We start from the raw sequence: 26,034 nt of genomic DNA, 5'->3' as shown, positions 1-26,034 counted from the left end.
AGGTAGGCGGCGAGGTTCTACTCCCCCGTCGCCCTACCCCATCGTCACTAGCGAGACACCGTCCGAAGATGTAGCGACAAGACACCAGCAAGAAGCCGGCTCCTGGACTTCGACCCGACCACCTTCACCTGAGCGTCAAGCCAGTCCCGCTGAGCCGTCGTGAACCGGAACCACGTCTCAACGGGACCCTTGACCGCAAATGGCTCCTGATGCACCGGGATCCCGGCTGCGGATCGCCCGGCCACCGGCTGGAACAGGCTACGAAGTCCCGCGATCCCCACAGAATCGAAGGCCTCGATAACGACATCAGCGTGATCACATCTACGTTCGGCCGCGCGGCTCTGCAGTGCATCACGCGTGGCGCGATCCAGGTAAGCCGTCACGGTCACCTTCCCAATTTCCGTCGGAGGTTCGACATCATCGTCGGTGACCGGGGTCGGGTCCGGGGCCGGCTCGTAAATGGGAGCCTGCTTCTCGGTGGGTGTGGGTGTGGGTGCGGGTGGTGGGGTTGGTTCTGGCTTACTGACCGGCTCGGAGCGAACGGGCACGGGCACCGTAGTAGTAGGCGCGGGTGATTCGGCCTGAGCTTCTGGCGGCTCCTGCGCTGCAGGCGCTTTCTCGACAGGCCGAGACTTCTCCGCAGCTGGTTCTACCTCGGTGACCGGGGTAGAGCGCCGCGGCTGGGTGGGGCTGCCAGCAGTCGGAAGGAGGCCGGCCAAACCTTCCGCTCGGTTACCTTTCGGAGCGAAAGCACTGGCAAGGCTCTTGCGACGGGGAGTGCTGGTTTCGGTCATGCCGAAGCCACCTCCTCGCTGATGGTCGACAGGCGCACGAGGATTTCGCGTGTCAGTTCTGCGTAGTCCTCGGCCAATCCGGACGCATTGCGCGAAAGTATCTGATCCGTCGGTTTGGCGCCCTTCTTCAAAGCGGCGAAACGTGCGACTTTGGCGACTTCGGTCTGCTGTTCCAGCTCATGGACCAACAAGCCCTCCCGGCGGGCATCATAGGCAGTAGCTTCCATCGTCCGGATCCGGGATTCGAAGATCGGGGCGGCATCCCCGATCATCTCGTTGACGGATTGACGGATCTTCGCCGTGAGCTTGGTTGAACGCGAGCCCACACCGAACAAGCAAATACCTGCCAACTGCAGCCGCGGGTTGACAGCCGGCAGATTACGGTCTGGATCACCATCCCGTGTCGCCGAGAACTGGCCGGCAATAGTTTCCAACCCGTCGAGGCTTGCGTCGTCAGCCCTGACCGGGATGACCACAGCCTGGACGACCTCCATCAGTGCCTCCATGATGGTCAAATCACCGGGCGGGGTATCGAAGATGATCACGTCATAGTTGTGCGCAACCTGTAGGAGCATGGCGCGAACGAGCTGTCCGAGCCGCTTACCACCCTGACGCTGCTGCCGGGAAACCATGACGGCCGCCAGGTCGAACATCGCGGGACCACCCGGTACCACGTCGAGATTCTCGCGGCCCCCGACATTGTGGACGATCGGAGGCGCGGACCCTTGCAGGAGCGCGGTGAACAGTTCAGATCCGTCTCGCTTGTCGTAGCCCAGATCGCGGCACAGGTTCCCCTGGGGGTCGAAGTCACCGATCAGAACTCGGTATCCGGCGGCGGCAAGGAGTCCGCCGCAGTTGGCGGCACAGCTTGTCTTTCCCACTCCCCCCTTGCCGTTGAAGAATCCGAACGACACCGGCAGTTCCTGCTGCTCCGCAGTTGAGGTCTCGACGACATGCATGGACATGGCAGTTCTCCCATTGGACTTTGGTTGTGACGAGTGGTTCCCCAGTGAAGCTAGCAGGATTCCTGGACAACTTGCTGTATGCCACGCGGGGTGAACCGTAGGTAAATCTGCGTGAGCAAACGCGTGAGATGCGACGGGGTCAACCGTATGAGGTAAAGCGGGTTGTCAAGCGTGGTTTTAAGCGTGATGACCGGCGTGCGTACAGGCAAGGCTGCCAGTGTGAAAACAAGCGCGGGAACAGGCATGGCATACGGCGTGAGAACAAGCGTGAGAACAGGCCTATAGGCAGGTGGGAAAACACGCGGATCTAACTGCAGCTAGCAACGCGTGTATGCATGCGTGTGAATGCGCTTGGCGACAAGCGTGAAACACGACGGGACGTAATACGGTAGGTAATGCGTGTGAAGCTGCATGAATAGCTACGGGACCTTATACGTGAAGCACAACGTGAAGACACGCATGATGTCATGCAGGATGCGAAGCAGGACAACCTACGTGGAAGTAGGCGGGATTAACCGCGATGGATTGCACATGGCTGCATGCCAGTAATCACGCGTGTTGGAGTAAGTGATCAGACACTGGGAGGCGATGCCGGTACGTGCGCGTGAACTTGACCCTGTCGTCAATGCGGGCAACACCACTGGTTGTAAGACGTGAGCAGTTCCGTGCGCTGCTGCTGGTTTGAGCGCGAGGGGGTGAACTGAATCAGATGCGTGATGGGGTGCCGCAGTTCGGTGCTAGGCACAGTGCGTGAGAGCACGCTGGTGCCCGAGCGGAAGACTCTGCGGATCGAACGTCGAGTGCGGCACAGGGCAAATGCCCCGTTGGGATGGGTCTATGCGCGTGAACGTATGGGGAAGCCTTTGCGTGAACACATGCGTGAAGTGGTGCAGACTTGCGCTCTACCTGTACTGATGCGGTGTTCTGCGGGGATCGCCGACGACGCCGCGCTGGCTTCTCTGGAGGTCTACCCGATGACTGAGGCCCGCCACAGTGAAGACGCCGATCGCATCGGCAATGTCCTGAGCTCGACGATGTCCGTCGAGCTCGACAACGAGGTCGATCAAGGTGTCCTCGAGAATGTTCTCGGCGGCCGTGTACAGGTCCCAGAGCTGCTTGAGCTCCCAGGCCCGGATCAAAGGGTTCGAGAAGTAGAGGCCGTCGACAATCCGTTGAACACGATCCACCTGGGTGTTTGTTCTATCTGCAGGGCTCGACCAGGTCGCGAAGTGAGAGCTGGCCGAACAGTCGTCGACTGTCGAGTCCAGTTCGATGGCGACAGCGACCCAGGAAGTTGGGCAGATGGACCGACGCGCCTGCCTTGCAGCCTCTCCGAACGCGCGTTGGCAGACTGCGGCGTACTCAGTGGCAGCACGCCGGCATAGATTCAGCTCGCGCAGATCCATCAGTGAGGTGAAGTCCTGGCGCCCGTGGGTGAATTCTGTAGCCGCGAGGAGCGCCTCACTGCCACTCCATTGAAAGCGAGACTGTCTGTATTGATCGCGGTGCCAGCGCAGATCTTCGATCCACGGACGGCCAAGCTCGAGGCCCTCACCGTTTGGCACCGTCATACCAACATGATGACATCGGGCGATGGGTGTGTCATCCATAGTTATGCAATCGTCCCAAACGTTTTTAAGGCGTAGCTCAAACGCACATCACATAGATACCGAGCATGAAGTCAAAGCATCTAGGCAGGCATGCAACTAGTGCTACAAATCTCTCCCTAGATCGTCCAACGAGCGTCCCAGCTCCATCCCAGATTCGACTATCAATACAAGTTGATTTGATTGCAGCTCACCCTAAACCGCTAGCAGAGCCAATAAAAAACAAATCTGGGACGATTATGGTACGAGTTTGGGACGCTGTTGATGTCGATTGCACAGCGCCAGTCGATACCGCTCATGTGAAGTTGCGCTACGCTCTTCGGCGTATGTCATTGTTGGTCTATGTTCTTCTTACAACGTCACGTTTAACGTTGAAAGCGCGCCCTTCATGCAACTGTTTGTCGTATGCACTGTTGGTCGAAGTAGTCCAGGGCGGGCTGTATAAAGCACATCAAGATCATTTGGGTTCGAGCGAGCGCGCCTCGCTCCCTGTTCAGCATCGGAGTACATCGTCGTGACGCAGGAACATGGTCAACCTCGAGCCACCGGGGGACACCGTCCGTTAGCTTCGACCTTTCGGTCACCGGCTGCTCGATCGGTCGAACACGTCGCATCCCAGTTCATTGAGGGTGGGGAGGATTCGGGAGTTGACGAGCCGTCTCGAGAAGCGCCACCCGAACGAGGGCCCGTGGTGACGGATCCGGACAGCGGAGGGAAGTCGTCCAGCGTTCGAGTGCCGGCAAAGTGCCACGCGAAACTCGAGCAGCTTCGCGAGCAGACAGGAATGACCAACGGTCAGATCTTCATTGTCGCGATCGAGGCGACGCACGACAGTCTGCCCGAGTTGTTGTATCCCGGTGGCCGAATCGGGGGAGGGCTCTTCGCACCCCGAGGTATTCGCGCCAAAACGTCACGTGACGATGCCGAGACGCAAGTGACATACCGCCTGTTCAAGGCGGACTTCGATGTCATCGATCAACTTGTTATCGATCTTGCCGCGAAGTCGCGGTCGCATCTGATCACAGCGGCCCTGACGGGGTACTTCTTCGGGGACGACGAACGCACACAGGCGGCAAAGTAGCGCCGACGAGCCCTACTTCTTGTTCGCGACTACCCAGAGCGCAAGGACAATCATCGGCGCAACAGCGACGGGGACGGCGAGAAGTGAGTGGACGGTCGTCCCGGTTGCGGCGGCACCATCGATCGCACTGACGAGAAGGGCCGCAAGAACCCACAACCCTGCAATATGACGGCCGCGAAGGCGCCGGAAGATTCCGAGGATTCGCGGTGGGATCTGGAGATCGCGTCGGAGCATCTGGCTTTCAGTTCGTCATCGGGTCGACACTGGCAGTCCGACCCCCAGCTGCGAAATGTTCGAGCGCGTCGAAGCAAGCGGCGGCCGCCTTTGCCATCTGAGCGGCGCTGTGGCGGGCGTTCCTGACCGAAACGCCCCAGAGGTTGCACGTCTGTTTGGCAGTGGGTGTGTGAGTCGGTGGTATCCCTAGGGCGCCAGCTGTCAATTGCCGGATATCAGCGCTCTGATACCAGGTGGGGGAGAGGTTGACCTCGGCGAACAGTCGGGTGAGCAATTGCGCGTGCTCGTCGGGGTGGAATCCGCCGGCGATGTGCCCCTCCATGCTCCTCGCGAGAGTCCGGAGACCGAGTACCGCAGTTGCGTCCTCTGTGAGCTCGCTGTGACTCGGAGAGGTGATGTTCCAGTACCTTCCGGTGCTCGTGTCGATGGCAGCGATGTTCCCTACCTGGGGAATACCGTCACCGCCTACTGACGTCGTCACGTGTACGACGAACAGATCGCGACCACGGTATTCGAACTGTGAAGGGGGAGCCATGGCGTGCAGGGTAGGTGCGGGCTTGGACTGCTTCGTTCTCGATGAGTGTCCTGCCCACCGGGGCCCAGAGGGGTCTGTGCCCGACTAGCCCGTCGTCTTCGTCCGATTAGTGGGAAAGTCCGCAAGAACTGCTTGGACGAACGCCTCGTATTGAGTCTCGGCGAATCGAGCGAAACGAGAAGTTAGGGCGACTCCGTCGTATCGTTGTCCATCGATCTCGATCGAGGTGGTCGGCTGATCGCTGCCGACGATTGAGTACTCCGAAATCGGTCGATGGGTGACGATGTCACGCGTCCGCTTTAGAAGGCTCCGAGCCGCCGATCCAGTGACTTCCGCGCGCCAGCATTCCTGTTCGGCGTGCAGCAGAACACCATGGCTCTTAGCATCACGCAGGTGATCAAAATCTGATTCCCTGCCCCCGTGGGCGTCGTATTGGCCAGACTTTCGCAGCCGATAGGCCGCTGCGGCACAGAGGTCCAGACATGTCATCGCTGTACGTGAGGCGTAGTCGACCGGCGCCATGACAATGAGGTGGACGGATTCTTCGTCCCGCTCGATCCTCCCGACGACGACCCAAGTGCTGCTGACGGGACGCGGATACTCACCTTCTCGGGTGACAGTTCGGAGCTGCGTATCTTCCCTATCTACACGTTTCCGGACAACGAGAAGTATCTCGAGCCGAAGTATCCGCAGATTCACACGTTGACGATGAGCGTGCCGGATATGGACGTCGGCGTTCTTGATTCAGGGAGCTTCTTCTCGATTGGCTGCCGAGCGGTTTCGTCACGGACTACAAATTTGGTCTGGGGCTGGTCAAGGACTGCAATCGCCTCGTGCGACTGATCGAGAAGCACACCGAGTGCGACGAAATCTACTTCATGGGAAGAACGAACGTCGCGGTGGCCGGAAAGCAGCTGCTACTCGGCCGGGGGCGCTTCGAGGCGATTCTTCAGAGATCCGGCGAATCAACAGCCGCGGTTACGACGGTGCTGCGCGCGTCAAAGATGCATTCGTTCATAACGAACTGGCCGCTACCCTCAGCCTGGAGCCGGCGGTGTACAGCCTCGGCCGCCACCCGGTGTCGCAGGTGCTGACGAAGGCCGCTGATGGCGTCAAGGAACTGACCGAGCAAGAGCAGGACGCGCTGATCGACACCTTCGCATCCGAGTCCGCTGCACTGGCGCGGACACGGCCGGAGGCGGTTTCTGAAGCTCCACCGTGACGTCGAGCTCGTGAACCTTGATCGACTCATTCAGTCCTACGACGATGCCCTGGCTAGGGGCAAGAAGGAGGGGTTCTGGCAGAACTTCTTCGATAACAACGCCTTTGCACTCCAGCAGGTGTTCGGCACGCCAATGGTCAGTTTTCAGTCGAGTGCCTCTGTCAGTGGTGTCGGATTCGCCGGTAGTGGCGGCAAGGTTGCCGACTACCTCCTCATGAACCCACTGACCAATAATGTTGCGCTGGTGGAGATCAAGAAGCCGTCGACGTCACTGCTCAGCACTAAGGAGTATCGAGGGGGTGTGTACGGTCCGTCCAATGATTTCGGCGGCGCCGTGACGCAGGTGATGGATCAGGCGTATCAACTGATGACTTCCTTCGCGGGCCTGAAACTGGCTTCGCGGGCGGATCTGGAGGCATACGCGGTGTCGTGCTTCGTCGTTATCGGGCGAACTCCATCCTCGGATGACGAGCAAGAGTCGTTCGAGATGTACCGAGCAAACTCACGGAACGTGAAGATTGTGACGTACGACGAGATCCTGGAACAGCTCAAGCTGCTGCGTGAATTCCTTCTCCCGGAAGACAGCGAGCGCTAGCGGCGAGGGACCCCGAGACGCCGAGAACGGCGGACCCCCGAGGCGGGACGGTATCGAGTGATCGTCTGTCTGTCTCGGAATCGATTCGAATGAGAGACGACTCGAACTAGCGCATATCCCTGTACTTCACGACTGATCCCATGCGTTTGACCGGACGAGGCGGGACGCAGCGACGCAGTGTCGGGGTGGTCGGCCATTGTTCTCTCGACGTATATCGGACGACCGCCGTTTCGATAATGAACGACCGACTTAGGCCACGGCCTTAGCGATCGGATCGCGGAAGTGGTTGGTCATGTCCTGTATGGCCGTTGTGCCTGATGAATCGACGACGAACTCCCCGTAGTTCTGGTGAGTTCCAGAACCGATGAATGAGGCGAACTTGAGCCCTTCTGAACCGATCTGGGAGAGGGCGTCTGCACCGTCAGAGCCTGCCAATGCGGTGAGGCTCGAGGCGAGCCCTCCAAGGTCCCCAGCCTGTGACCGCTGGGTGATCTGCTGTCCGGTCCTCATGGACGCAGACACTGAACCGAGCTTGGACGCGTCGGTCCTCTGGCCACCGTTAAGTGTGGCCAACGCGATCTTCGCGAAGTCGAGGATGTGAGGGAGTGTGCCGAGGCCGGCTCCGATGATGTCGCCGGTCTCGATGGCGTGCCAGAGCTGCTTTTGGAGTTCGCCGGCGGTGTTGGCCAGACCGATGATGTCGAGGTTCCCGACGAGGCTGACGATCATCGAGATGATTTGTGCGGCGCCGGATGGGTCGGGAATCATCGCGATCAGGGCCGCCGCTGTCTTGTAGTCGAGTCCGGCGGCGAGCTTGATGAGTGGCTCGAATAGGAGGTTGATGCGGTCGAACTCGGCGTGGACTGCCTTGACCTTGGCCATTGGATCGAGACCCGGATCGAGAACAATGTGCGGGATCCGGTTGAACAAGATATCGAGGACTGCAGGGATGTTGTTGGCGAGGTCGAATGCGTTCGTCCCGATGTGCGTGACCTGGTTGATGAGAACGCTCGGCTTGATGATCGAGAGTGCGTCCGCCGCGAGTGACAGACCATCAGCCGGAGTGGTGGCCATGGGCGAGACCTGAGTGGACAAGGTGTCCACCGATGTCTGCAGCTGCTGCACCTGATCTGGCGTGGAGGCATTCTGAACCGTCCGCGCGATGGTGTCCGCGGCCTGAAATGCACTCCTCAGGTCGATGCCTTTGACCTTGTCGACGATCTGGCCGGCGGCGTATGCGGGAGTCGAAGCGTCCGCGGTCATGAGCGTCTGTTCCACGGCCGGATTCTGGGTAACCCAGCTGGTCGTATCGGCCACCGGAACAAGGGTGTTGGCTACATCTGTCGCCGCCGATTCCATGCTCTCAAGGTCCGGAGCGCCGGACTGCAGCTGCTGCTGCAGGGTCTCGATGTTGCCGGCCAATCCCGGAAGATTGACCTTCGAGTAGTCGGACACCAAGGCGTTCTGCAGACCCGCGGTGGTGGGCTGAGGTCTATCGCTCTGCTGCGGACCGGAAGCAGTCGGAGGCTGGGCAAGCACTCGACCAAGTCCTGCGAGCAATCCATCCTTGCCGGCGTTGGTCGAGCAGTAGAGGTCGTCGGGGGCGCAGTACGAACGCGTGACTGCAGCTGTCTTTCCGAACCCGCCCGGCCTGGCCCCCGCGATCCCGGCACCGTCGACGGGAGGACCGACGAGAGTGTTGTCGCCATTCGAACTCTGCCGTGGGTCGGCAACAAGACCGACAGCGATCAACTTCTCTGCCGGGATTGGACCTTTGTCGTGTCCGATCAACCATGCCAAGTCGCCGGCCACGTCCGCACCCTGGCTGTAGCCGCCGAGTGCGAACACAGTGTTCGGGCATTGCGTTGCACGAGTCTGCATCACGCGCGCGCCGGCTCCGATGCCAGTTGCCTTACTGGCGCCATAGGTCTTGCCCTTGTTGAAGGCGGACGCTTCGTACGCCGGATAGGTGATCTTGATGGAGCTACCGAACAGCTGGGAAAGAGGATCGGTGACCTGCTTGAGCAGACCCTTCGCGACGTCAGGATTAGCGGTCGAGTCCGTTTCGAACGTTCCCGGCATCATCACCACTTCCACTGCCGGGCAGCCCGAGGATGCCGGTGCCGCCCCGGCCTGACTTGGCGACACAACCGCGATGAGCGAGGCGAGGAGTGCAGCGAGCAGGGAGGCGACGAGCAGGGAGGCGACGAGCAGGGCAACCCGGCCGCTGTAGTTGGCGCGACCGTCCTTAGATGTTGGTGCGTGGAGGTTCGTCATGAGTGTTCTCTCTTCGTCAGCGATACAGCGCCGGCACGAGGACCCGACCGCTGTCGATATGAGTGGTGATGTCGCGGGGGAGAAAGTCAGCGACAGTGAGAGCGACTCTGCTCATCACATGCGAGGACTCGGCGAGCAGTCCGGGACGAGCGATTGTGGGGTGGGTGAGTGCAGCATCGAATCCTCGCGTCGCTTCGAGGAGCAAGGACGTTTCGGTCAGAAGAAACGCCGCCGCGATGAAGACCATGACGGTGAACAGAGGCGCGAGACTACGCGTCATCAGATCGCCGCAGTAGTCGTTGCAGCCCGACGACGACCACGTGCAAACCGGGGTCGAGGAGTCGGCTGGTTGGAGGCGACGACACTTTTACGAATGCGTATGACCGCGCGGTAGAGCCGCTGGCGAAGCGCCGCCGGAGTCATTCCAATCTCCGCGGCAATCACAGCCAGGTCGCAATCGGTCTGCTCAAGGTATGCCCGCTGAATCAGGGTGCGATCGAGGTCGTTGATGACCTTCTTTTCGACCGCCCAGGAGAGCAGCGCCGGAGCAGAGATGTCCGCTTCCGGCTCGTTCTCAGCACTGTCGGACTCGTCCATGACATCGGAGGCGGGGATCTCCTGGGCGAAGGTTTCCTCGCGCGTGATCTTCTTCAGCGTATGCAGGAAGAGCGCCGCGTAGACGTTCTCACCGGAGGGCCTGTAGGTGGCGATAAGTGACATGAACGTGGCCACAGTGGAGGCCGCTCTCTCATCGCACGCGTGATACCGATCGTGTCCACTGACCCGTGCGTGGCGCGTCAGGGAGATGAGCTTGCCGAGCATCAGCTGCAGTAGCGCTCGCCCGGCAAGGGAGCTTCCTTCCTGATGCAGTGTCAGCAGCGCCAGAAGCACACCATCACGATCTCGGCGGTGCGCCGCGGCGACATCGTTGAGATCCGCGACCTCACGGAGCGCGTCCTGGCTCACCGACCACGTCAAGACTTCGGCGGCGGCTGCGCGGCGAGCGCAGAGGTACATCCACTCGGTGTTCAAGCGGCTGTACAGATTGCTCTGCGCGGTGCTGCGAACCGGCGTTGCCGATGAAGCTGTGGTGGCGGTGGGTGCGTGGGTGGACGTTTCCACGATCGGTCTCCTCTGGGGCGCGGGCGAGGTGGTCTCGCGCCCAGTTCAGCAACCGGATATTGCCTCTGACCTGCGTGTTTGTTGTTGCCGGAGGCGTTGTCGTTATTGCCAGGGCGTTGTTGCCGTGAAGGTTCCGGCTGTGCGGCGGTGGGCCGGGAGTGCCCCTCACGTGCGCTCTTTCGGCTGAGGCAATAACCCCTTGGTGACTGCAGAAAAAACTTCAAGAAAGTTTCGCGAGCGATGTCACTCAAGCCCCGGACCCGGATCTTCCTCCAAGTAGAAGCCCACTTTTTCTGTGCGGCGCTCTTCCACACCCCAGTCGCCAGGAGGACCGGATGCACGAGCTCGACAACTCGCTGCAAGCCCAGCTGCACGATCTCGGCTACGTGCACGCCGTCACCGAAGAGATCCGCCGAGTCGCGGCAGCCCTGGCGGTGAACCCTCTCGATGAAGAGGCGAGCACTTCGCTGTGGCTGTTGGTGTTCGTCGAAGCGCCAGCCGCGCGCGCCACGCTGTCGCGGGCGTCCGCATTCGACATCGCGGATTCCGTCCCCGATTGCAGAACGTCCGACCCGACGACAGAAGCCGGCATCCGATGAAAATCGACCTCGCGAAAATCAACAGCTTCGGCCGCAGCCCCAAGAGCAAGACCGATCCCGCATCTGAAAATGTCGTCGACTCCGTTGTTGACGAAGCCGAGGAGTTGGCGCGCGCGGAGCGTGCACAGTGGGGCCTTCGGCAGGTGTGGACCACCCGACTTCTCAAGGCAGGAATCCTCGCCGCACTTGGCGCCGGAATAGTTGCGCTGATCCTCGTCGTCTTCGGATCCTCGCCCACCCCGAGCCTCACCGACAATGCCACCGAAGGCACCGCGGACGTCGACACAATCGGTCAAGCGAAAGCCGAAGATCTTGCTCGGCAGTTCGTCGTTGCCTGGCTCCAGGCATCGCGTGGGAATGGGCAAGAACTCGATCATTTCGTCTCGGGAAGCCCCAGCCTTCCGACCGCGCCGTTGTTTGCCGCGACTGATCCGGCCGTCGCGTCGATCGACTACGAGCAGAAGTCACTGACATACGCGGTGACGGTCTCGGTGTCAGTTCGAGCCGCCTCGGACGCGAATGCGGCCACAGTTCGTCGCTACTTTCAGGTGCCGGTTGTGGTCACCGAAGCGGGCGTCAGGGCCGCCGCACTCCCCGCCGAAGTAGCTGCCCCTTCAACGTCGATCGACGTCAAACTCGGCTACAAGTTTCGGGTCGCCAACCATCCCATCGCCACGTCCGCTCACGAGTTCCTGTCCGCGATGTTGACCGGCAACGGGGAAGTAGCCCGCTATCTCACGCCGGGGGTTTCGATCGCACCGATTGTTCCGGCGCCGTATCGCAGCGTGGCAATCACCGATGTCTATTCGTCGGAAGACCTGAGTGCTGCCAGTGCATCGGCACCGCTGCCTGACGGTGATGTGGTGCGCCTCCTGGTGACGGCAGCGCAGAAAGTCACCGAGGTCGATTCGGTCAGTGGGCAGTACGCGCTGACGATGACCTCCCGCGGTGGTCGGTGGGAGATCAGCGCAATTGACGCAACGCCGTTGTACCCGCCGGCGGCACCCCGAACACCATCCTCGTCAACGACCGCACCGAGCTCGACCACACCAAGTGCGAGTGCCCCGGAGCCGGCTTCATCTGATTCAGGTCGGGTTCCCGCATCGTCTGAATCAGGGCAGACGCCCGCACTTTCAGTGCCGTCTGCCGGCGACGTGCCGTTGTTTTCCCCGTCAGGAACCGATCCTCATTCATCCGGAAGGTAACCCATCATGTCCATTGCGCTCGCAGCCACCGATTCCAACAACGCGGTACTTGCCGTAGGGCTTTTCGACAAGGCGCAGGAGTTCACCAGCGATGGCAAGTTGCTTCTCCAGTCGGCCGCCGGCTGCCTCGTTTTGTTCTTCCTTCTCAAGAATCTGATGGCCTCATTCACAGTTGCCCGGCTCATCACATCAGCGCTCATCGGTGGTGCAGCACTGTGGGTCGTCTTCAACATGGACGTCCTGAAGGACTCGACAGGTGAGGAGTTGGAGAGCGCTCCCGCCGCGGTGCACCTCGTGGCCGAGCCGAGCGCCGGCTTAGACCTTCCGGTGTGGTCTCCGCTCGTTCGCACCGGCTGAGAGACGCCTTGTCGGCAATGACCTCATTGCGCGACCGACCTCTACAAGGAGGGCTCCAATGTTCGATGTAGCTAGCACTGTGGATGCGGGTTCGCGGCTTCGCCGGCATGAAGTCACGAGTGGGACGGTGCTGCGATGAGCGACGATGGCACCACCGGGGAAGTCATCAAGAACTTCACCCGCGCTCGCAAGGTGCCGCAGCTGATCGGGCGTACACCTGACGGAAAGAAGCTGCCGTTCGGTCCCTATACCGTTCCGCAGGCCGTCAGCGGCGCAATCGTCGGTGGGCTCCTGTGGCTCCTGCATCCACTGTGGCTTCGGGACAGCATTTCCTGGAACGTCGGTTTCTTCGCCTTCTGGTCACTGGGCACCGTCTTTGTCGTCGGCAAACTCCGGTTTGCCGGCCGGAGCCCCGCCTCAGTGGCACAGGGAATCTGCGCCGCAACCTTCGCGCCGGCCGGTGCCAAGATTCAGATCAACGGCCGCCGGGTGACCATCCGGCCACCCCACCTCGTGCGTCCGAGTGGCTACATCACTGCCGACCCCACGGCCGCCGAACTCAGCGCCACGGTCGTCCCGCAGGCAGTGCACATCGCCACCGCTGAGGTCACTGAAACCGCATCGGCGGAACCTGTCGCACCACGACCGCAGACCTCCGCTCCGGTGCTCCCACCGGCAAGCGGGCCCACCCATCGCGCCTCCCGATCGAGCGTCAAGGAACTCCTCGCTCTGGCTGCTGCAGGCACCTCCGAGTAGAAAGCACCGCCACTATGGAACAGCAGACACTGTCAATGGCCGCGAATATCCGGTGGACGAAGTCTGGCGTTGTCTGGGCGGACTATGTGCTCACGGGCATCGACTACGGTTACCGCCCCGACGTGGACAAGCGCACTGCTCGTACCCTGCACACGATGCTCGTCCGCGCCCTGCCGGGCGAGTCACTGTTGATGGGCATCGCAGCATCGTTGAGCGCCGAAGCCATCGTTTCCCGAATGACCGAAGGCGTCGATCTCGATGCACACCCGGACTGGGCAACCGAATGCGAAGCGACTCTCGACTCGATCGAGCTATACCGCCCGGGGCAGCGGATCTACTGGCTGAGCATTCCGCTGACCACACCCAAGGTCGTCGATCAGGTCAAGGTCGCGGCTCATTCGGCCTGGACCACACTCGCCGACTACATCGGGCTGCCGCGGACCGCAATTGACGATGACGAGATCCGGGCCCGTGTCCGGCAGGCCAACCGGATCATGGCCGACATCCCCGGTGTCTTCGATGCGCAACCGGCCACTCCCGCTCAGATGGTGTGGCTGTGGCAGCACGCGATGACGCGCGGACTGCAGGCCGACCCTGACCTGCCGGACGCAGCCGTGACGCCAGGAGCAAAGTCAGGTGCAGCCCTGTCCGCATGCCGGATCGACGAGGGCGCCCAATCGGATCGAGAGAAGGCTTCGGGTTGGCGAGGCAAGGTCCCGACGTTCAGTCGGGTCCTGAAAGTCGACCAGCCGTACGAATTCGTCGACCACCCTGCCTCCTACCAAGTGCTCCTCGCGCTCGCTGACACCCCCGCCGGTGGCGTCTATTTCCCCGGCTCGGAGTTCTTCACCCTCGCTGACGACTTCGGCGATATCGATGTCGATTTCGCCGTACGGCTCAAGGTCACCGCCGGTTTCGATGTCATGCGAGCGAACAAGCGCGCGCTTGAGAACCTGAAGGAGCAGTACGAACAGCGGGAAGGAGAGTTGGCCGGCGGCCAAGGTGTTCTCGACCTCGCTGCCGCCGCGTTGACCGAATACACCTCGTTGCTCGAGACGAACCGCGATGAGGTCGAGGTTTCCTGGACGGCGTTGTTCGCGGTAGGAGCTGATTCCGAGGAGCGTGCACTCGCTGATGCGAAGGCATTGGTGAAAGCGTTCGAACAGCAGGAATACAAGGTGGTCGCGCCGGTCGGCTACCAGGAAGACCTGTGGTGGGCGATGTTGCCTGGCGTTCCCACATCGAAGATCGTCCGCGAGTTCGCTCAAATCACAACGTCGACGCATTTCGCGGCGTACATGCCGTTCATTCGCAACGATCTCGGCGATGGCAGCGGTCCGCTGTTGGCACTGAACATCACCACTTCTCGGATCGGTGTGGTTCACCACGACGTCGCCGGAAAGTCCCTGCGCGACCAGTCCGGATCCTTCGCGGTCACCGGTGAGCTCGGATCGGGCAAGTCGGTCACCATGAAGGTGATCGCCGGCCAGGTCGTCGACTGCGGGGGGCAGGTCATCGGTATCGACCAAAGCGATCTCGGCGAGTACGCCAACTGGGCCCGCGCCGTCACCGAGGCAGTCGTGGTCGACCTCGTCGAACCCGAATACAGCATGGATCCACTGAGGATCTTCGAGGCCGGGGTCGCAGCAGAAATGGCTCAGTCCGTGTTGCTGACACTGCTCCGGATCCAGCCTTCCTCAGACCTGGGAATCGCATTGGCGAAGGTGCTCGAGCCCGTATACCGCGCAGAGCACCCCTACCAGGGTTTGGGCGATCTGACCGAACACCTCCTGTCCGGTGCTTGCCCGATCGCCCACGCCCAAGATCTCGGCGAAGCGATGAACGTCTACGCCCGCCGCACCTACGCGGCGGCACTGTTCGGTAAAGATCTACCCCCGCTGCCCATTACTGCTCCCGGCATCATTTTCCGCACCCACAAGGTCGACTTGCCGACCCAGCTGCAAACCGAGAAGCAGCACCTCTACGAGAACCTGCCGCTGGAGAAGCGGTTCGGTCACGCGGTGTACACCCTGATTGCGAAGGTCGCCCGCGGACAGTGCTTCGCCGACCCCGACCAGATGGCGTTGTTCCTCGTCGACGAGGCACACCACCTCCTCAACGCCGACGACGGAGTCGACATCGTCGAGGACTTCGTGCTGCAGGGCCGCAAGTCCTCTGCCGCGGTGGGACTCGGCGACCAGGACTGCGCGTTCGGCACCCCGAAACTGCGCGGACTGATCAAGACCCGCATCGCGCACCGTCATACAGACGAAACCCTCGCCAAGCGCGCCATTGAATGGCTTGGCCTCGACCCGGACGACTACGGACTGGTCAAGCAATACATGGAGCAGACAGCTCCGGTAACCGGAAAAGACAAGTACGTCGAACCTCACCGCCGCGGTGAAGGTTACATGCGTGATGGCGGCGGAAACGTCGGTCGTATCAAGACGCTGCTGCCGGCAACCGAGTCTCGCCGAATTGCAGTGTCGACCACTCCGAAGGACAACAAGCTGGTGAAAGCATGACCGCGGCCGCGGCGTCCTCCCGTGAACGGGAGGTGGTCGGCGCCCCCGAACCCCGGGAGTATTTCAGTGTTCGCGCCGCGGCCAAACGCTCACTGCTGTGGCTTGTCACCGCATGGATTCCGCAATCCTGGTTGACCGCACTGATACACCTGACCCGTCCAGTAACCCGCTGGCTGTGGGCACGCTGGTGGAGCCGGCTACTCATCCGTCTCATCGCTGGCTGGCACGCGGCCGGCGCCCTCTTGATGATCGTGGCCACCCCGGCTCTCGCCGATCCCGCCGGCGGCGGCGGTGCGAGCCCGTTCTTCGCCTGGATGAATCTGAAAGATTCGCACGGCATCGACGCGTGGGGCTACTTCCTGTCCATCGACAAAGGCAACGCCTCGGTGGGCGGCGGTTGGCGCATGATCTGGGCGTACATCATCACCCTCGAGTACGAGGTCTTCCGCTTCCTGATGGCAACGGCCATCTGGTTCATCACCTGGGTGCTCTCGTTCGAATGGCTCGAGTTGATCCTCACGCCCGTGCGCACCATCGCCGACTCGGTCACCTCCATCACCGACCAGTTCGCGCTGACCCCGCTGATGCTCACAGTCGCCGGACTCAGCGTTGCCATCTGGATCATCCGCGGCCGATTCTCCACCGGAATCTACGAGCTCCTCATGTCCTGCGTCATCGCGGCCGCGGCCGTGGGGGTTCTCTCGAACCCGGTCGATCGCGTCCTCGGGGACGACGGACTGGTGCTGTCGGCGCGAGATGCAGGCCTGGAAGTCGCCTCAGGGCTCGCGAACGGCGGTGATACCAGCGGAAACCCGCAGACAGAGATCGAAACGATCGAATCGAAACTCATCGATACGTTCATCCGCCAACCAACGCAACTGATCAACTTCGGAGTCGTTCTCGATGCCCCGGAAAACAACGGGAAATGCGTCAAAGAGTTCGACGCCGCGTACCTCGCGAAGCCCAAGGAGCCTGGACTCGCGGACAAAGCGCAGGACGTCGTCTCCGAGATCGCCCCTGGGGCAGGCGTAGCCCTTGACCTGATCAATCCCGACGCGAAACCGGAAGACCGCGTCAAAGATGCCATCGCCACATGTGAGGGGGAGGAGGGGCCGATGAAGGCCTATGCCGACAACCCCGGTCCCGGACAAGCGATGGGCCTGTTTTTCCTGATCTTCGCCGGCGCACTCCTCATGGCCTTCGCGATCTACCTCGCCGGCCGATTGATCATCGCCGCAGGTGTCTCGATCGGCAATGCCATCAAATCGATACCAGGAGTCGTCCTCGCCATCGCACCCTCGATGCGCGGGCAGTTCTGGCGGACCATTGCCAACGTCGCAATGGCGTTGCTGCAGATGATCTTCGCCATCGTCTTCCTCGTCGGATACGTCATGGTCGTCGAGGATCTCTTCGCTGCAGACGAATCGAACCTGATCCGCACGGTGTTCTTCGTCGACATCTTCCTGGTCATCGCACTTCTCCTCTTCCGCCAAGCGGTCAAGGGAATGAAGCGAATGTCGGACAACCTGGCAACAATTCTGGCTAAACGGCCTAACGCCGCACCGACCGCCATTAGTCGCTCAACGCCCACCACAGCGCGCGACATCGCTGCGATGGCCGCCAACGGACGCCACATGTACCAGGGTGGAAAGACCGTGGTAAAGGGGGCAGGAGCACTAGCGAAGAAGTCCGGCACTGCCGCGGCAACGACCGGAAAAGTCGCAGCCGGAGCCACGTCGACCGCAGCAACCGGCGGGGCAGCTGCCGTGCTGGTTGCTGGACGGGTCCTCTCCTCGACGGCGAAGAGAGCGAAGAACAAGGTCGACTCGATCGCCGATCCCGACAGCTACCCGAAGTCCACCTCAGGCACGATCGGTGCCCAGTCCAGTCGTGGAACCGCCGCTACGAACGCTGCTGCCGACGCTGTCCGGAGTCGACTGTCGAAGACGGCGGTGTCGGACAAGGCCGGCATCAAGCACCCCATTGGGGTCGCCCCGTCATTGCCGGTTGCCAACCCTGGCCAGGTCCGCGCCTCGGCCACGACAACAAGTGGTCCTGACGGTCGCCGATTCCGCGAATTCACCACCACATCTGGGGCGCCGGTGATGTTGCCGACTACACCGAGCCGCACCCCGCGACCAGTCAAACCAGCCTCTCCTGAAACAGGGATCCCCAACGGTTCAGGGTCGAAGACTGCTCAGCTGCTCGCTGCCGCCGCGCAGTCCGGATCCGCGCCGGTAGTCAAGCCGAGCGCACTGGCCCACCGAGTTCGCTGATGACGCTCCTCGACACACCACCGTCGACCCCGGACACACAGGAAGGCAGCCCGAAAAGGTGGTGGTGGCTGCTCGCCGGAATACCCGCCTTCGCCATGGTCATCATGATGGCTCCGATACTGGTCATCCTCGCGACGACCGGTAGTGACACGAACTGCGGTCAACCTGTGCCAGACGCCGGCGGCCTCATGGGAATCAAGCCCGGATCCCTCGCGGTCCCGATGGCCGAAGGCACCTACACAATCAGTTCACCCTTCGGTATGCGCGAGACAGGCATGCACGACGGCCAGGACTACGCAGCACCACTGGACACCCCGTTCTACGCCGCCGGTGACGGCGAAGTCATCGCCGCCGAGCCCGCCGCCGGCTACGGACACTGGATTCGGATCCGGCACACCATCGATGGCCAGATCGTCGAATCCCTGTACGGGCACATGCAGGGGGCCGGGGTCCTCGTCCACACCGGAGACAAGGTCACAGCGGGCCAACTGATCGGCAAGGTGGGGAGCGAAGGACAGTCGAGCGGACCGCATCTTCACTTCGGCATCTACCCCGGAGGCTGGTCACTGGGCGGCGGCGTAGATCCCATTGCGTGGCTCAAGCAACAAGGAACCATCTCGTCGAGTGGAGGACCAGCAGAGCTGGTCGCACATACCGATTCCACCGGTGGAGATCTCCCGCCGCTGCCCGCTGACAAAGGCAGCGAAGCGCACATGCAGGTCGACTCGATCCGCGTCATGCGCACAATCGCGGCGGCCTTCCCCGAAGTAAAAACCATCGGCGGATGGCGCCCAACGGACGACGTCGCCCAGGACCACCCCGACGGGCGCGCGGTCGACATCATGATTCCCGACTCCGCGAGCGCCCAAGGGAAGGCGCTCGGCGACAAGATCGCCCGGTACCTCCAACAGAACAAAATGGCCCTCAATGTCGAGTACGTGATCTGGCAACAGCGTTACTGGGATGGCACCGGTGACTGGTCGCTGATGGAGGACCGCCACGGCTACACTGCAAACCACTTCGACCACGTACACGTGACACTCAAGGGCGGCGGGATGCCGACTGGAGACACCAAGTACGGCAGCGCTCCGGGCGGTACGACCGCCGCTGAGCCGTGCCCGCCAGAGATCGGCGATCAGACCAAAGTCGCCCCTGGCAGCATCCCGCCTCAATACACCAACGCAGTCTCGGCTGCTGGGTCTCTGTGCCCAGAGGTGAGCCCGGTTCTGGTTGCCGGCATCGTTCAACAAGAGTCCGGGTTCAACGAAAAGGCGGTCAGCAAGGGCGATGGCGTAAACCAGGGCGGCGCCGAAGGAATTAGTCAGTTCATGCCGGAGACCTGGAAGGCTTTCGGTACGGATTCAGGTCTAGATCGAAGCGGAAAAGCGGAACCACCGAACGCTGCCGACACGTTCAATCCGTACGACGCGATCGCCTCGGAAGGGCGCTATCTCTGCCACATCGCCGACTACCTTCGACCGCATCACGACAGTGGAGCCGTCAAGGGCGACTTCACCGATCTGATCATCGCCGCTTACAACGGCGGGGAGGGTGCCGTCGTCACCTACGGCGGGATTCCGCCATTCGGCCAGACTCAGGCATACGTACCGGCCGTGCGTGAGCACATGAAGAAGTTGGCGGCCTGACACTCGCTCGGACGTGATTGCCACACCGAAGATCGGCGCCCGGCACTAAGGCCGGCCACCCACCGCTCGGTAGTAGTGGAAAGTGCGCACTCGGGCAGGGTGAGGCGAATTCATGCCCGTCCCGGGTGAAGTCCGACCCCTTGGCAATAAGGGGGTAAGCGGTCCCGCCTCGGGACATCAGCGCAGACCTTCAGAGACACGAAAAAACCCCTGGCGGGGGGTGTTTTCGCGAGGAGGACTTGGCAGGTCCTCCGCTTATGACCTTGGCCGGGCCGTCACTTTTCTGAGGTGAGGTCGAAAGTTGGCGCTTTCGAGAACTCGTGAAACTCGTACTGCAAACCCAGGCCCAGGGTAACTGACTGCTGCCCGGCCGGCAGCGTTACTCGGACTGGCGGAGCAACCATTTCTTCCGCCCCTGCCGCGAGCGAGCGGCGACGCCGAGCTGTTCGTTCAGAGGAGCCCTGCCGGTTGACCCCGTTAACGGATGCCGGCGGTGGCGGGACGGCGTTGGGACGGGTTCGCGATCGTTGTGCGAGACCAGCGAGATCAGTGGCATGGCGCCAAGGACAGGTACGCAAGCGAGGCTCAAGGAGGAACGGATCAACACGCGTGAGATGGGTTGTTGCCTGAGCGGAAGTATACCCCTACGCGGGGGATTCGCTCCATCCATGCTCTCTTCGTTGCGCTGTTTGGAGCGTAAACCACGTGTCAAGGGGCGGTGGTGCAAATCGGGGATTTTGTCCTGTCTCGGCGAAGTTGGCGACGACTCAGTGAATCTGGCGAGTGGGACAGACTATCTGGCGCATGACTCAGTGAATCTGGCGAATCTGGCATGATCACCCGGGCGGTGGGGGCACCGGTGTACCGAGGCGAACGGGTGGTGATGGGTGGCTGACGCGGGAACAGCGCTGCGCGCCGTGTCGGGTGGTGTTTCTGGAGGGGAGCTGCGGGGTTTCGAGGTGGCATTCACGGACCCCGATGGCGACGAGGTGCGTGGGCCGTTGTCGGCGGCTGCGGCTGTGGCGTTCGAGAGGGTTTCACCGGTTCGACGGTTCCCGTCGTATCGGGGGCAGCGCAGCAACCCGGGTTTCTATTACTCGGAGACGACCGGCGCGCATGTGCCGTTCGAGTCATGGCTGGAGCGGGACGAGGCGATGGCGCTGGATTTCGACGAGAATGTGGTGGGGTTTGCTGCGCAACCGTTGTGGCTGTTCTGGTCGGATGGGGTGCGAGCGCGGTCGCATGCGCCGGACTTCTTTGCCCGCATGTCCGGCGGCCGGGGCGTAGTGATCGACTGTCGTCCTGCAGAGCGGATCAAGCCGAGGGATGAGGCCGCTTTCGCCGCGACCGGGCGTGCCTGCGAGCAGATGGGGTGGGGGTATCGACTGGTGACCGGGCATGATCCGGTGTGGTTGGCGAATGTCGTGTGGCTGGCCGGGTATCGACATCGCCGGCACCGGATCGAGCCGACTGTGTCGGCGCTGCTGGCAGCATTCACCGAACCGCGGCCGTTGATCGAGGGAGCCCGCTCGGTGGGTGATCCGATCGCCGTCCTGCCTGCGCTTTATCACCTGCTGTGGTCGAGGGAGCTGGTCGTGGATCTGGCGGTCCGTCTGGAGGGGTGGTCGATCGTGGCGGGGGTGGGCCGATGACGCGGGTGCTCAAGGTCGGTGACCGGGTGGTGTTCGACGATGACGAGTACCAGGTAGCTGGTGTGTCCGGAACGATGGTGCGGCTGGTGAATTCGGGCGGGGAGCCGTTGGCGGTGTCACTGGTGCACCTGGTCGCGTCCGACGGGTTCCGCATCGTCGGAGGGGGCGGTGCGGCGCGATCTCCGGGCGGCTTGGCCGGTCACGGGCTCGATGATCTGCCCCGGGAACAGGCTGAGCTTGCCCGGTTTTGGGAACGTCACCTTGTCGAGTTGGAGACTGGGCTGCCGCCGGGTGGCGCCCCGGATGGCCGACCGCGGCCGGAATACGATCCTGGATCGCGGCCCCTGAGCGAGCGTGAGGCAGCCAAGGCCGCCGAGCTCACTGCCGCCGGGACCCCGACCAGCGTGAGAACCGTGCAGCGGATGCGGGCACGCTACCGATCCGGTGGAGTGCGTGGGCTGGTCGACGGCCGTTCCGCGCGGTCGACGTCGGTCTACGGGCGCACCGATGAGCGGGTGGTGGACGCGATCCGGGACGCGCTGGACGGCGAGACGAGGCGGTCGACCGGCACCCGGGACCGGCTGCGCCTGCGGGTGGAAGCGATCCTGGCCGAACGGCACGGGGACGGGGTGGTGGGGTTGCCGTCGAAGGCGACGTTCAATCGCCTGGTCGCGGCGATGTCCACGGGCCGGCACACCTTCGGTGCCGCCACGACGCGGCGGTCGGCGGCGAATCGGCCGGCCGGACCGTTCACGGCGACGTGGGCGTCGCGTCCGGGCCAGCACGTTCAGATCGACACCACCCCGTTGGATGTGTTGGCGGTGTTCGACGACGGGATCGCGCGGCGGATCGAGCTGACGGCTGGGGTCGATGTCGCGACCCGCACAATCACCGCCGGGGTGTTGCGGCCGATGGGAACGAAGGCCGTGGATGCGTCGTTGCTGCTGGCGCGGATGCTGGTGCCGGAGCCCATGCGCCCGGGTTGGGCGGAGGCGCTGCGGATGTCGGTCTCGCGGCTGCCGCATCGCAGCCTGGCCGATATCGATGCCCGGATGGAGCAGGCCGCGGCGAAACCGGTGATCGTGCCGGAAACGATCGGCTGCGACCGTGGCAAGGTCTTTCTGTCGGAGACGTTCGTGCGGTCCTGTGAGACGCTCGGGATCTCGCTGCAGCCGTCGCATCCGCGCACCCCGACCGACGACAGCGTGATCGAGCGGACGTTCCAGTCGATCAACACCCTGTTCTGCCAGCACGTCGCCGGCTACACCGGCCGGGATGTGACCCGTCGCGGCGCGGCGGTGGAATCGGAGGCGGTGTGGTCACTGGCGCAGCTGCAGGACCTGTTCGACGAGTGGGTGATCCACTGGCAGCGCCGACCACACGAGGGGCTGCTCAGCCCGGACACCGGACGGGCGTGCTCACCCAACGAGATGTATGCGGTGCTGGTCAGCGCCGCCGGTTATCTACCGCTGATGCTGACCGGTGAAGACTATCTCGAACTGTTGCCCTCACACTGGCGCACGATCAACGACTACGGCGTCCGGATCGACCGGCGCACCTACGACGACCGCGCACTCAATCCCTACCGCCGGCAGCATTCCGGTGTCACCGCCCGAGGCGGCGCCTGGGAGGTCCGCTACGACCCCTACGACCTGACCCAAGTGTTCGTCCGCAACCACCATGACGGCGGTTGGATCCGGGCGGCCTGGACGCATCTGCCGATGGTGTCGGCGCCGTTTGCGGACTTCACTTGGCGCCATGCCCGTCAGATCGTCGCCGACTCCGGGCGGACCGAGGAACCGGTGGAGACGGCGGCCGCGCGGGCGTTGGCTGACCTTCTGGACCGCGCGTCAGCGGGCCCAGACACCGAACCGGCGGCCGGGACCAAGGCGGATCGCAAGGTCGCCGCCCGCACCCGAGCAGCGACCCCTCACCGGCCCTCTCCTGAGCCGGTCGATCTGCGCGAGCTCGACGACGATGACGACTTCGACGAGGACGGCGGCGATGACGGCGAGTTGGGCACGGTGATCCCGTTCGGTGTCTTCGACGCCGCAGCGGAGGCGGAGCGGTGGCTGTGACCAGGAGGAGTGAATTCGACCCGCCGCCGGACGCACCGCTCACCACCAAGGAGGGCTGGACGCGTTGGGTCGGCCGCGACCGCACTGCCCCTGAGCTGCGTGAAGACTGCCGCGAGTTGGCACCGCCCGAACGCGCCGACTACGACGACAGCCGGCTGGATTATCACTCCGATCTGATCGTGGTGAACACCCCGACGATTCAGGACATCACGAAGACCGTTCGGCGACTGTTGATCCTCAATCGCCGCCAGATCTCGGCGCGGCGCGGGTTGATCGTCACCGGCGGCGCGGGCACCGGAAAGACCACTGCGTTGACTCAGCTCGGGCTGGCGCATCAGCTTCACACCCGGCTGCGCAATCCGGTTCGGGGGAAACGGATTCCGGTCGTTTACATCACCCTGCCCCCAGCCGCAACCGCACGGATGGTCGCGGTCGAGTTCGCCCGGTTCCTCGGCCTTCCGGTCACCGGCCGCTCCAACCTCACCGATATCACCAACTCCGTCTGCGCGGTCCTCTGCGACGTCGGCTGCGACCTGGTCCTCGTCGACGAGATCCACAACATCTCGCTGACCACCCGCGCGGGCGCGGAAGTCTCCGATCAACTGAAGTACTTCTCCGAACGCATCCCGGCGACATTCGTCTACGCCGGAATCGACGTCGAGCACGCCGGCCTGTTCTCCGGCATCCGCGGCCGCCAGATCGCCAGCCGCTTCGCCACCATCTCCACCCACCCGTTCGCCTACGGCAGCAGCGGGCAGCGCGAACACTGGCGCGCCCTCGTCGTCACCCTCGAACAGGCGCTGCGCCTGCACCAGCACAAATCCGGCACCCTCGCTCGCCAGGGTCAGTACCTTTACCAGCGCACCCACGGGATGCTCGGCAGCCTGTCCCACCTCATCCGCGGCGCCGCCATCGACGCAATCCTCGACGGCAGCGAGAAGATCACCAAAGCCCACCTCGACGCCCAGCGACTCGACCGGGCCGCCAACATCCAGCCGGAGTCCGCGCCGAAGAAGCGTTCACCCAAACGGCGAGGCAGCGTCGCGTGACATCGCGACGGCCCGCGCTAGGCCAAGCACGGCAGTTACCCGTTCCCATCCCACCCGCAATGAACGAGACGATCGAGTCCTACCTGCGTCGCCTCGCCGTCATCAACCACATCAGCTACGAGACGCTGACGGTTCATCTCGGGCTCACCCCCGACCGGCGGGGACCGCGCATCCGGCCCGACAACCTCGCCAGGCTCGTCACGATCACCGGCTACTCGCGCGAACACCTCACTCGCGCACTTCCCCAACTGGCGAACCGGCACACCGACTCGTCCCTCCTCGCCGACTGGCCGAGACCGGCATGCCCAGCCTGCACGAACCGACACCGCGGTGGCCGAGTCACCCGCTACTACCCGTCCTACGTCCACGCCTGCCCGAAACACCGACTCTGGGTCAGCGGCGGCGAATTCCAGCGCGCCCATCGCCGCGACGTGCTCGACATCAGCGGCACACCCGCCGTCCTGGCCGCTCATTCCAAACACCGCCGCCTCGCCCTACAGCGCGGACCACAACCAACCCAATACGCCTTCACCGTCGCCCGCGCATTCTGGAACAACCTCGCCTCCATCCCCACCCACAGCGGCGTCACCGAAAGACTCGGCATCCTCAAACCGGTTACGCGACCTGTCATCGCCCTCGACGACCTCGAATACCTGGCCGCCAGCTACCCCAACGTCGTCAACATCGCCGCACTACTCGCCTCGCCGCACTGGCGTCAGGTCGCCTCCAGGCAGCAAACCTGCACCCGATTCCTCACCGAGCTCGGATGGCGGACATCCGGCGAACGGCATCCCTACTGGCCACGCCACAACAGCGACCCCATCGCACAATGGATCGACCGTCTCACCCACGCCAGCATCGACTGGCCCAAGCGCCGACCACCCCGAAACTTCTACGCGCCTCAAATACTCTGAGTCACGAAGCCACCCATCAGCCCGACCGGAATGGGCCGACTGCCGTCCCGACCGACGCAACGAACAACACAGCACCAGTTCCACGCTCGCCAGATTCTTTGAGTCACCGGCCACCGCGGCGACTCAATGAACATGGCGAACAGCAGGTGAGAGACTCGGTCATCTCGCCAGATTCACTGAGCCAGGACAGATTTGTCCTGACTCAGTACAGTACATCTGATGCCGACTCAGCAGATCTGATACGGCTGGCGGTCTATCTGATGCGGGTCCCCCAGGTCACGGCCGACGTCCTCGTGCGTCGGACTATCGGCCGAGTGCAATCGGTCAGGCGGCACGCCAAACAGATTCCACGCGCATCAGATTCAATGAGCCGGAGTCGAACATTGCGACTCAGACAATCTGACGCACCGCAGGTCGGAGCGTCGTTGCGGCATCAGTTTCACTGAGTCGGGACAGGATTGCCGTACCGGCATGGCGGTGTCGCAAGGTCGGGTCATGTCCTGTGACAGTTGATCGTCCGCTTTGTCAGTGAATCTTGCTCGTTC

At 62.7% G+C, this 26,034-nt stretch carries 22 protein-coding genes; 15 read left to right on the top strand and 7 right to left on the bottom strand.

Features of this window, described 5'->3' with window-relative positions; genetic code table 11:
* Positions 1 to 790 precede the first annotated feature (790 nt).
* Together ACH49N_RS31735 and ACH49N_RS31730 are read right to left on the bottom strand one after the other, a co-directional pair.
* Positions 791 to 1,759 (bottom strand): ParA family protein, encoded by a 969-nt coding sequence (locus tag ACH49N_RS31735; RefSeq protein WP_208964440.1) that lies wholly within the window; start codon positions 1,757 to 1,759, stop codon positions 791 to 793.
* 902 nt (positions 1,760 to 2,661) lie between these two features.
* On the bottom strand, positions 2,662 to 2,946 hold the full coding sequence (locus tag ACH49N_RS31730) for a hypothetical protein (protein ID WP_397504831.1): 285 nt from the start codon (positions 2,944 to 2,946) through the stop codon (positions 2,662 to 2,664).
* 1,204 nt (positions 2,947 to 4,150) lie between these two features.
* Here ACH49N_RS31730 and ACH49N_RS31725 point away from each other — a divergent pair.
* Positions 4,151 to 4,447 (top strand): hypothetical protein, encoded by a 297-nt coding sequence (locus tag ACH49N_RS31725; RefSeq protein WP_317747447.1) that lies wholly within the window; start codon positions 4,151 to 4,153, stop codon positions 4,445 to 4,447.
* Between the two features lie 12 nt (positions 4,448 to 4,459).
* Here ACH49N_RS31725 and ACH49N_RS31720 read toward each other — a convergent pair whose 3' ends face one another.
* Both ACH49N_RS31720 and ACH49N_RS31715 read right to left on the bottom strand, forming a co-directional pair.
* The gene (locus ACH49N_RS31720; protein WP_317747446.1) at positions 4,460 to 4,681 is read right to left on the bottom strand and encodes a hypothetical protein; all 222 of its coding nucleotides are present in this window, start codon (positions 4,679 to 4,681) and stop codon (positions 4,460 to 4,462) included.
* A gap of 7 nt (positions 4,682 to 4,688) precedes the next feature.
* Entirely contained in the window at positions 4,689 to 5,216 is a 528-nt protein-coding gene (locus tag ACH49N_RS31715) for a hypothetical protein (RefSeq protein WP_317747445.1), read from the bottom strand.
* A 531-nt stretch (positions 5,217 to 5,747) separates the two neighbouring features.
* Here ACH49N_RS31715 and ACH49N_RS31710 point away from each other — a divergent pair.
* The 3 genes from ACH49N_RS31710 (at position 5,748) to ACH49N_RS31700 (ending at position 7,033) form a co-directional block, all read left to right on the top strand.
* A complete protein-coding gene (locus ACH49N_RS31710) occupies positions 5,748 to 6,059 on the top strand; it encodes a hypothetical protein (RefSeq protein WP_317747443.1) in 312 nt (103 codons plus the stop codon).
* 211 nt (positions 6,060 to 6,270) lie between these two features.
* Positions 6,271 to 6,438, top strand: coding sequence for a hypothetical protein (locus ACH49N_RS31705; protein ID WP_317747442.1), 168 nt, complete (start codon positions 6,271 to 6,273; stop codon positions 6,436 to 6,438).
* Positions 6,439 to 6,448: 10 nt separating this feature from the next.
* Positions 6,449 to 7,033: a Shedu immune nuclease family protein gene (locus ACH49N_RS31700; RefSeq protein ID WP_317747441.1), complete on the top strand. Its 585-nt coding sequence runs from the start codon at positions 6,449 to 6,451 to the stop codon at positions 7,031 to 7,033.
* A 249-nt stretch (positions 7,034 to 7,282) separates the two neighbouring features.
* Here ACH49N_RS31700 and ACH49N_RS31695 read toward each other — a convergent pair whose 3' ends face one another.
* Genes ACH49N_RS31695 through ACH49N_RS31685 form a run of 3 tightly spaced genes read right to left on the bottom strand, consistent with a single transcriptional unit; the run spans position 7,283 to position 10,276 of the window.
* Entirely contained in the window at positions 7,283 to 9,310 is a 2,028-nt protein-coding gene (locus ACH49N_RS31695) for a cutinase family protein (RefSeq protein ID WP_317747440.1), read from the bottom strand.
* A gap of 16 nt (positions 9,311 to 9,326) precedes the next feature.
* Positions 9,327 to 9,590, bottom strand: coding sequence for a hypothetical protein (locus ACH49N_RS31690; protein WP_016880439.1), 264 nt, complete (start codon positions 9,588 to 9,590; stop codon positions 9,327 to 9,329).
* Positions 9,590 to 10,276, bottom strand: a complete 687-nt coding sequence (locus ACH49N_RS31685; protein ID WP_317747439.1) for a sigma-70 family RNA polymerase sigma factor — start codon at positions 10,274 to 10,276, stop codon at positions 9,590 to 9,592. The genes ACH49N_RS31690 and ACH49N_RS31685 overlap by 1 nt, the downstream gene beginning before the upstream one ends.
* A 491-nt stretch (positions 10,277 to 10,767) precedes the next feature.
* Between ACH49N_RS31685 and ACH49N_RS31680 the strand changes: the two genes are divergently transcribed.
* From ACH49N_RS31680 to ACH49N_RS31630, 11 genes are all read left to right on the top strand, one after another.
* Positions 10,768 to 11,031 carry a hypothetical protein gene (locus ACH49N_RS31680; protein ID WP_317747438.1) on the top strand — a complete coding sequence of 88 codons (264 nt, stop codon included), beginning with the start codon at positions 10,768 to 10,770 and terminating at the stop codon, positions 11,029 to 11,031.
* Positions 11,028 to 12,236, top strand: a complete 1,209-nt coding sequence (locus ACH49N_RS31675) for a conjugal transfer protein (RefSeq protein WP_317747437.1) — start codon at positions 11,028 to 11,030, stop codon at positions 12,234 to 12,236. Before ACH49N_RS31680 ends, ACH49N_RS31675 begins: the two co-directional genes overlap by 4 nt.
* Before the next feature lie 6 nt (positions 12,237 to 12,242).
* Positions 12,243 to 12,593 (top strand): hypothetical protein, encoded by a 351-nt coding sequence (locus ACH49N_RS31670; RefSeq protein WP_317747436.1) that lies wholly within the window; start codon positions 12,243 to 12,245, stop codon positions 12,591 to 12,593.
* Positions 12,594 to 12,728: 135 nt separating this feature from the next.
* Positions 12,729 to 13,349, top strand: coding sequence for a hypothetical protein (locus ACH49N_RS31665; RefSeq protein WP_317747434.1), 621 nt, complete (start codon positions 12,729 to 12,731; stop codon positions 13,347 to 13,349).
* 14 nt (positions 13,350 to 13,363) lie between these two features.
* Positions 13,364 to 15,874, top strand: a complete 2,511-nt coding sequence (locus ACH49N_RS31660) for an ATP-binding protein (protein ID WP_317747433.1) — start codon at positions 13,364 to 13,366, stop codon at positions 15,872 to 15,874.
* On the top strand, positions 15,871 to 18,150 hold the full coding sequence (locus tag ACH49N_RS31655; RefSeq protein ID WP_317747432.1) for a hypothetical protein: 2,280 nt from the start codon (positions 15,871 to 15,873) through the stop codon (positions 18,148 to 18,150). Before ACH49N_RS31660 ends, ACH49N_RS31655 begins: the two co-directional genes overlap by 4 nt.
* Positions 18,150 to 19,796, top strand: coding sequence for a M23 family metallopeptidase (locus ACH49N_RS31650; RefSeq protein WP_317747431.1), 1,647 nt, complete (start codon positions 18,150 to 18,152; stop codon positions 19,794 to 19,796). The genes ACH49N_RS31655 and ACH49N_RS31650 overlap by 1 nt, the downstream gene beginning before the upstream one ends.
* Positions 19,797 to 20,683: 887 nt before the next feature.
* Complete coding sequence (locus tag ACH49N_RS31645; protein WP_317747430.1) at positions 20,684 to 21,448, top strand: TnsA-like heteromeric transposase endonuclease subunit; 765 nt, start codon at positions 20,684 to 20,686, stop codon at positions 21,446 to 21,448.
* Positions 21,445 to 23,526, top strand: a complete 2,082-nt coding sequence (locus ACH49N_RS31640; RefSeq protein ID WP_317747429.1) for a Mu transposase C-terminal domain-containing protein — start codon at positions 21,445 to 21,447, stop codon at positions 23,524 to 23,526. The genes ACH49N_RS31645 and ACH49N_RS31640 overlap by 4 nt, the downstream gene beginning before the upstream one ends.
* Positions 23,517 to 24,575 carry a TniB family NTP-binding protein gene (locus ACH49N_RS31635; protein WP_397504830.1) on the top strand — a complete coding sequence of 353 codons (1,059 nt, stop codon included), beginning with the start codon at positions 23,517 to 23,519 and terminating at the stop codon, positions 24,573 to 24,575. Before ACH49N_RS31640 ends, ACH49N_RS31635 begins: the two co-directional genes overlap by 10 nt.
* A gap of 59 nt (positions 24,576 to 24,634) precedes the next feature.
* Positions 24,635 to 25,489: a TniQ family protein gene (locus ACH49N_RS31630; RefSeq protein ID WP_317747427.1), complete on the top strand. Its 855-nt coding sequence runs from the start codon at positions 24,635 to 24,637 to the stop codon at positions 25,487 to 25,489.
* Positions 25,490 to 26,034: the final 545 nt, after the last annotated feature.

The organism is Rhodococcus sp. NPDC019647 (genome assembly GCF_044389235.1).
Classification (GTDB): domain Bacteria; phylum Actinomycetota; class Actinomycetes; order Mycobacteriales; family Mycobacteriaceae; genus Rhodococcus_F; species Rhodococcus_F oxybenzonivorans.
Note: the sequence above shows the minus strand (reverse complement) of the source record. Positions and strands in the feature narration are given on the sequence as shown.